The following is a 7042-nucleotide window of genomic DNA, read 5'->3' as shown; positions in this document are numbered from 1 at the left end:
GGCGCCCGGTCACGTAGGCGGGAACGGCGGGCGCGGCGGCGGCTCCGGCGGGGGCCCCACTGCCCCCGCCCCCATCCGCCGCGAGCAGGGCGTGGGTCAGCGCCAGTTCCAGGCTCAGTAGGTCCGCCGAGCGGGCAAAGCGCGACTCCTGCTCGTCCAGCGCGGCTTGCAGCCTCAGCAGCCGGGGCACGTCGGCGCCCTCCAGAACTTGGCCCTCCAGCCCCAGTTCGGCGTGCAGGGCGTCCGCGAAGGCCGCGACCAGACCCTCCACCACCGTCCGGGCCGCGAACCCCTCGCGGTAGAGCTGCGCCGCACCCTGAAGCGCCGTCGCCGCGTCCCCCAGCACCAGTGCCCCCGCCACGGCGCGCACCCGCTCGCCGGGGGGCAGGCCCAGCGCGTCCTCCACGGCGGCCTTGGTGACCGCCGTGCCCGCCGCCAGCATCCGTTCCAGCAGGCTCTCGCCGTCGCGCATGGCGCCGTCGGCCAGCCGCCCGATCAGGTGGAGGGCCTCGGGCTCGGCGGTCATCCCCTCGCGCCGGGCCAGCCCCGCGAGCTTCCCAGCGATCTCCTCGGGGGTCAGGCGGCGGAAGCGGTAGTGCTGGCAGCGCGAGAGGATGGTCGGGATGATCTTTTCCGGCTCGGTCGTCGCTAGGATGAAGATGACGTGCGGGGGCGGCTCCTCCAGCGTCTTGAGGAGGGCGTTGAAGGCCGCCCTCGACATCATGTGCGCCTCGTCGAGGATGTAGATCTTCTTGCCACCGCGCATGGCCGCGAGGGACACCTTCTCGCGCAGGTCGCGCACGTCGTCCACCGAGTTGTTGGAGGCCGCGTCGATCTCCAGCACGTCGGGGTGCGACCCCGCCCGCACCGCGAGGCAGCTCTCGCACTCGCCGCAGGGCTTCGGGAGCGGCCCGGCGCAGTTGGCGGTCATGGCGATGAGGCGGGCGGTGGTCGTCTTGCCCACCCCGCGCGGCCCGGAAAACAGGTAGGCGTGCCCCACCCGCCCCTGCTCCAGCGCGGTCCTCAGCACGTCCTTGACATGTTCCTGCCCGACCACCTGATCCCAGTTGACGGGCCGGGCACGCTGGTAGATGGCGCTCATGGGCACTCCCGGGGGCAAGCAGGGGAAGCGGAGGCGAACGGGCAGAAGTGCCGTCTCCACCGAGATTTTTGTGTCAACCTCGCGCCGCGCCCCGCTTCTGTACCCTTCACCTGCTCAGTGTAGCGGCGAGCTTCCGGGCGGGGGGTGAGGGGAGCTGGGTTCGGGTCTGACCATGGCAAAGAGGCGCCCACCCGGACGCCCCTTCAGTTCCAACCCTTCTTACTCCGCCAGCCAGATGTACCGCGCCAGCAGCAGCGCCGCCACCGCGTAGAGAATCGGACTCACCTCGCGGCCCCGGCCCGACAGCAGCTTGATCCCGCACAGGCTGATCACCCCCCAGCTCACCCCGTTGGCGATGGAGAAGGTCAGCGGCATGGCGATGATGGTCAGGAAGGCGGGGATGCTCTCGGTGACGTCGTCCCAGTCCACGTGGCGCAGGCCCTCGAGCATCAGCGCCCCGACCAGAATCAGGGCGGGGGCGGTCGCGGCGGCGGGAATCGCGCTTGCCAGCGGCCACAGGAACATGGCGAGCAGGAACAGCACGCCCACGACCACGGCGGTCAGCCCGGTGCGGCCCCCGTCCTCGATGCCGGAGGCCGATTCCACGTAGGCCGTGGTGGTGGAAGTCCCCATGAACGCCCCGAACATCGCCGCGAGGCCGTCCATCGTGAAGACCCGGCGGGCGCGGGGCATGTCGCCGTCTTCCCGCAGGTACCCGGCCTTTTGCGCGAGGCCCGTCAGGGTGCCCGTCGCGTCGAAGAAGTCCACGAAGAAGAAGGTGAAGACCACGCTCAGCAGTCCCAGCCCCAGCGCCCCGGCGAGGTCCATCTGCCCGATCAGGCTGGACGGCCACACCGGGGTGTCGAAGATGCCCAGGAAGCGCCCGGTGAAGCCGCTGAAGGGCACCGACTGGCCGTTCGCGCCCACGTACACCGGAAGCTGAAGCGCGATGGCGAGCACCGTCGCGGCCAGGATGCCCCACAGGATCGCGCCCTTGACCCGCCGGGCCAGCAGCGCCGCCGTGATCACCAGCCCGGTGAGCGCCACGACCGACGGCGCGGCGGTCAGGCGGCCCAGGCCGACCAGCGTGGCCTCGTTCGCCACCACGATCCCGGCGTTTCGCAGCCCGATAAAGGCGAGGAAGGCCCCGATCCCGGCCGTGATCGAGAATTTCAGGACGCCCGGAATGGCCCGCACGATGGCCTGCCGGGCACCCAGCACGCTGAGCAGCACGAACAGCACGCCGGAGATGAACACCGCCCCCAGCGCCGTCTGCCACGGCACGCCGAGGCCCCCCACCACCGTGAAGGCGAAGAAGGCGTTCAGGCCCATGCCCGGCGCCTGCGCGAAGGGATACCGCGCCACCAGCCCCATCGCCAGCGAGCCGAACGCGGCGGCCAGCGCCGTGGTCATCAGCAGTTGCACGAAGGCGTTGGGCACGTCGATCGCCGTGCTGAGAATCTGCGGATTCACGAACAGCACGTAACTCATGGTCAGGAAGGTGGTCAGGCCCGCCCGCACCTCGGTGCCTGGCGTGCTGCCCGCCGCCCGGATGCCGAAGTAGCGGTCCAGAAACCCGCCGGAAGAAGCTGGAGTCGTCGTCACGGCTTCCACTATGAAGGCCCCGTGAAGCCTGCGTCGCAACTCCCCCAGTTCCCCCCCGCTGGCGCCTACACTCGGGCGGTGATTCCCCTGGCATGTGGCTTCGCTATCGCCTATACTCAGCCGAGGTTGTTATGCTGCTAGCAGAAATCATCAGCGTGGGCACGGAGCTGCTGTTCGGCGAGATCGTCGACAGCAACGCCGCCTACCTCGCCCGCGAACTCGGGGCGCGGGGCGTCACGCTGCACCGCAAGACCGTGCTGGGCGACAACCTGGAGCGGGTGTCGGAGGGACTGCGGCTGGCCCTCTCCCGCGCGGACCTCGTGATCGTGGGGGGCGGCCTCGGCCCCACCGACGACGACCTCACGCGGGAGGCGATCGCCGCCGTGCTGGGGGAGACGCCGCAGGAGGACCCGGCCCTGATCGCGTGGCTGGAGGGCCTGTATTCCAGCCGGGGCAGGGCGATGCCGCAGGTCAACCGCAAGCAGGCCTGGCTGATCCCCTCGGCCGAGGCGCTGCCCAATCCGGTCGGCACCGCGCCGGGGTGGTTCGTGCGGACGCGGGTGGGGGGGAAGGAGCGCTTCATCGTGGCCCTGCCCGGCCCCCCGCGCGAGATGCACCGGATGTGGCGCGATGAGGTGCTGCCCCGGCTGCCGCTGCCCGACTCAGCGCTGCACGCGGTGACCGTGCACACCCAGGGCATCGGCGAGAGCAACGTGGCCGAGCTGCTGGCGGAGCTGACCCGGGCGGCCAATCCCAGCGTCGCCACCTACGCCCGCCGGACCGGGGTGGACGTGCGGGTGGCCGCGAGTGCGCCGACCCTGGAGGGTGCGCAGGCCCTGGCCGCCCCGGTGCTGGCGACCGTCCGCGAGCGCCTCGCCCGCTGGACCTGGGGCGAGGACGGCGACACGCTGGCCGGAGCGGTGACCGCCGCCCTCAGGGGGCGCACCCTGGGCGTCATCGAGGCCGGAAGCGGCGGGGCGCTGTCCTCGCTGCTGGCCGACGAACCCGGCTTCCTGGACGCCGCCGTCACGGTGGACCACGCCCGATTGATCACGCTGGGCCTGACCCCGGTGACCCTGCGCGACCACGGGGTCGTGAGCGAACCTGCCGCCCTGGAACTGGCCCGGGGAGCGCGGGAGCACCTGGGGGCGGCGGTGGGCCTCGCCGTCGTGACTACCGCGAAGGGGGAGGGCGCGGGCCGCACCTTCGTCGCCCTGAGTGACCCGGAACGGGCCGAGGTCCGGGCGCTGGACTGGCCGGGCGACGCCGCGCAGATCCGGGAACGGGCCGCCGTCGCCGCGCTGGCCCTCGCGCTGCGCGTGCTGCGCTCCCCGGCGGTGGGCGCATGAAGATTCGCAAGGCGCCCAGGCCCGCCGCGCCGCCCGTAAAGGAGGCCAAAGCCCCCGCCGCGGCCTCCCGTGCCGCCACCCGGCCCGGCCCGAAACCCCTCTCCACCCCCTCACAGGCCACGGGCCACACGCCACACGCCCCCCAGACCCAGCGCCTCTTCTTCGCCCTCAAGGTCCCCGGCGACGTGGCGACCCCGCTGGCCGGGTCGCAGCGACAGTTACGCGGCAACTGGCGGGCGGTGCGGGCCGACCAGTTGCACATCACCCTCGCCTACCTTCCCGCCGTGCCGCCGGACCGGGTGGCCGACCTCAAGCGGCTGGGGGCGCGGCTGACCGAGCAGCTGTCCCCGATGCACATCCGGCTGCGCGGCACCGGCTACTTTCCCAACGAGGGCAGCCCCCGCGTGTGGTTCGTGAAGGCGGAGGCGGAGGGCCTGAACGAGCTGGCCGCCGAGCTGCGGGTGGGGCTGCGGGAGCTGGGTATCGCCACCGACGACCTCCCCTTCAAGGCGCACGTCACGCTGGCCCGCAAGAAGGGGCCTGCGCCGCGCGTGCCCCCGCTCCTCTTCGATCTGGGCTGGCAGGCAGGGAATCTGGCGCTGATTCGCAGCACCCTCCGTAAGACCGGCCCGATCTACGACACCGTGAGCACCTTCCGGCTGCGGGGCGAGGCCAGCAACCCGCCCCCGGCCGCCACGCAGGACATTCAGGACCCGATGCCCTCCGCCCCTTTCCCCTCCCAGGAGACCCCATGAGCAAGGACAACCCCAAAGAGTTCGGCACCCCCGGCGACGTCAAGGAACGCTCCAAGGCCATCGAGACGGCCATGACCCAGATCGAAAAGGCCTTTGGCAAGGGCTCGATCATGCGGCTGGGCGCCGAGAGCAAGCTCGACGTGCAGGCGGTCTCCACCGGCAGCCTCAGCCTCGACCTCGCGCTGGGCGTGGGCGGGATTCCGCGCGGCCGCGTGACCGAGATCTACGGCCCCGAGTCGGGCGGCAAGACCACCCTGGCCCTGAGCATCGTGGCTCAGGCGCAAAAGGCGGGTGGGACGTGCGCCTTTATCGACGCCGAGCACGCGCTGGACCCGGTCTATGCCCGTGCCCTGGGCGTCAACACCGACGAACTGCTGGTCTCGCAGCCCGACAACGGCGAGCAGGCGCTGGAGATCATGGAACTGCTGGTGCGCTCGGGGGCGATCGACGTGGTCGTCGTGGACTCGGTCGCCGCCCTGACCCCCCGCGCCGAGATCGAGGGCGAGATGGGCGACTCGCTGCCCGGCCTCCAGGCCCGCCTGATGTCGCAGGCGCTGCGCAAGCTGACCGCGATCCTCTCCAAGACGGGCACCGCCGCCATCTTCATCAACCAGGTGCGCGAGAAGATCGGCGTGATGTACGGCAACCCCGAGACGACCACCGGCGGCCGGGCGCTGAAGTTCTACTCCAGCGTGCGGCTGGACGTGCGCAAGATCGGCCAGCCCATCAAGGTCGGCAACGACGCCGTGGCGAACACCGTCAAGGTCAAGACCGTGAAGAACAAGGTCGCCGCGCCCTTCAAGGAAGTCGAGCTGGCGCTGGTGTACGGCAAGGGCTTCGACCAGCTCAGCGACCTCGTGACGCTGGCCTCCGACATGGACATCATCAAGAAGGCCGGGTCCTTTTACTCCTACGGCGAGGAGCGGATCGGCCAGGGCAAGGAAAAGGCCATCGCCCACATCGCCGAGCGCCCCGAGATGGAGCAGGAGATCCGCGACCGCGTGCTGGCCGCCATCCGCAACGGCGGCGCCGAGGTCCCCAGCGTGGCGACCGTGCCCGCCGTGGCTGAATAAGCCCGCCCGAGTTCGTCTACGAGCGCCCCTGCCCGAAAGATGGGTGGGGGCGTCTTCTGCTCATCTGGTCTCTTACTTTTCATGCGACGATGTAAGACAGGAGGTCAGGCATGCGGAAGAAGACCGCCACCGTCAGCAGCAAAGGGCAGGTTGTTCTGCCACGCGAGGTCCGGGAGCGGCTGGGCGTCGGGAAAGGGGACGAGATCGAGTTCGTGATGGACGATCAGGGGATTCACGTTCGCCCCAGCCGGGGCAAAGACAATCCGTTTCTGGCCTGGGTCGGCGCGGCCCCACTCCCGGAGGGCTACACCACCGAGGACTTTATCCGCGAGACGCGGCACGAGGGCCTCAGTGACGAGGAACTCCGCCTTCTCCGCAGCGGTCCCGGTGCCCGCATCACCCGGGTGGGCGAGGTTCTGGAGGGCGCCGGGGCCAGAGACGGCCGCCCTTGAGAACTGCGCTGGACACGAATGTCATCAGTGAGCTGCTGGACAGAACTCCCAGAGCAGCGGCTGTGGCGCAGGTCCTGGCCGCCCTGCAAGCACAGGGGCCATTGGTGATCAGCGGTGTGGTGTACGCCGAGCTTCATGCCCGCCCGAACACGCCACGTCCCTTGATCGACTCGTTTCTTCAGGCGACCGACATTGCCCTGGACCCCAGCATGAGCCTCGCGGCCTGGGCCGAAGCCGGGCAAGCCAATGCCGCCCTGCACGCCCGCCGACGCGCTGGGGGAGGGCGGGGGATGCGGCCAGTGCTCCCCGACGCCCTGATCGGCGCCCACGCCCTGCACCACGCCGACGGACTCTTCACCCTCAATGTGGCCGACTTTAGCGACTTTCCCGCGCTCAATATCGTGACCCTGTAAAACCCGGCCGCGTCCCCACCCCCCGCCATCTCCCCTACCCGCCCCTCCCCCTTTCGGCGGATGCCCCCGCCGGGGCCAGGCGGCCACACTGGGGCCATCCTTCGGGCGGGGTCTCCGCACGGGAGGCACCCACAACCCGCCCCAAGACGAAGCCCCCACCCGAGTGAAGGTGGGGGTAAAGCAATGGTTTTGCAGAGTTGTAATCTTATATGCTAGGTCGATGCCCAGAAGAGTTGGACCTTACATACCTGACATCTTTCAGTTTTAGAAAAGCACGTCCAGCACGGCTTCCT

Annotated in this window: 7 protein-coding genes; 5 read left to right on the top strand and 2 right to left on the bottom strand. The window is 70.3% G+C overall.

Annotated features, from left to right (window positions below):
- Both dnaX and QOL99_RS13625 read right to left on the bottom strand, forming a co-directional pair.
- Window positions 1-1102 (bottom strand): DNA polymerase III subunit gamma/tau (gene dnaX / locus QOL99_RS13630; protein WP_285524613.1); only part of this gene is annotated, 1102 nt, incomplete at its 3' end.
- A 219-nt stretch (window positions 1103-1321) separates the two neighbouring features.
- Window positions 1322-2707 carry an NCS2 family permease gene (locus tag QOL99_RS13625; RefSeq protein WP_285524612.1) on the bottom strand — a complete coding sequence of 462 codons (1386 nt, stop codon included), beginning with the start codon at window positions 2705-2707 and terminating at the stop codon, window positions 1322-1324.
- A gap of 131 nt (window positions 2708-2838) precedes the next feature.
- Here QOL99_RS13625 and QOL99_RS13620 point away from each other — a divergent pair, with 131 nt between their 5' ends.
- The 5 genes from QOL99_RS13620 (at window position 2839) to QOL99_RS13600 (ending at window position 6749) form a co-directional block, all read left to right on the top strand.
- Entirely contained in the window at window positions 2839-4056 is a 1218-nt protein-coding gene (locus QOL99_RS13620) for a CinA family nicotinamide mononucleotide deamidase-related protein (RefSeq protein WP_285524611.1), read from the top strand.
- Window positions 4053-4811, top strand: a complete 759-nt coding sequence (gene thpR, locus QOL99_RS13615; protein ID WP_285524609.1) for an RNA 2',3'-cyclic phosphodiesterase — start codon at window positions 4053-4055, stop codon at window positions 4809-4811. The genes QOL99_RS13620 and thpR overlap by 4 nt, the downstream gene beginning before the upstream one ends.
- Window positions 4808-5884 (top strand): recombinase RecA, encoded by a 1077-nt coding sequence (gene recA, locus QOL99_RS13610; protein ID WP_285524607.1) that lies wholly within the window; start codon window positions 4808-4810, stop codon window positions 5882-5884. The genes thpR and recA overlap by 4 nt, the downstream gene beginning before the upstream one ends.
- A gap of 110 nt (window positions 5885-5994) precedes the next feature.
- Window positions 5995-6336 (top strand): type II toxin-antitoxin system MazE family antitoxin, encoded by a 342-nt coding sequence (mazE, locus tag QOL99_RS13605; RefSeq protein WP_285524605.1) that lies wholly within the window; start codon window positions 5995-5997, stop codon window positions 6334-6336.
- Entirely contained in the window at window positions 6333-6749 is a 417-nt protein-coding gene (locus tag QOL99_RS13600) for a type II toxin-antitoxin system VapC family toxin (protein ID WP_285524603.1), read from the top strand. Before mazE ends, QOL99_RS13600 begins: the two co-directional genes overlap by 4 nt.
- The last annotated feature ends 293 nt before the right edge of the window (window positions 6750-7042 follow it).

Source organism: Deinococcus rhizophilus (assembly GCF_030271215.1).
Classification (GTDB): Bacteria; Deinococcota; Deinococci; order Deinococcales; family Deinococcaceae; genus Deinococcus; species Deinococcus rhizophilus.
Note: the sequence above shows the minus strand (reverse complement) of the source record. Positions and strands in the feature narration are given on the sequence as shown.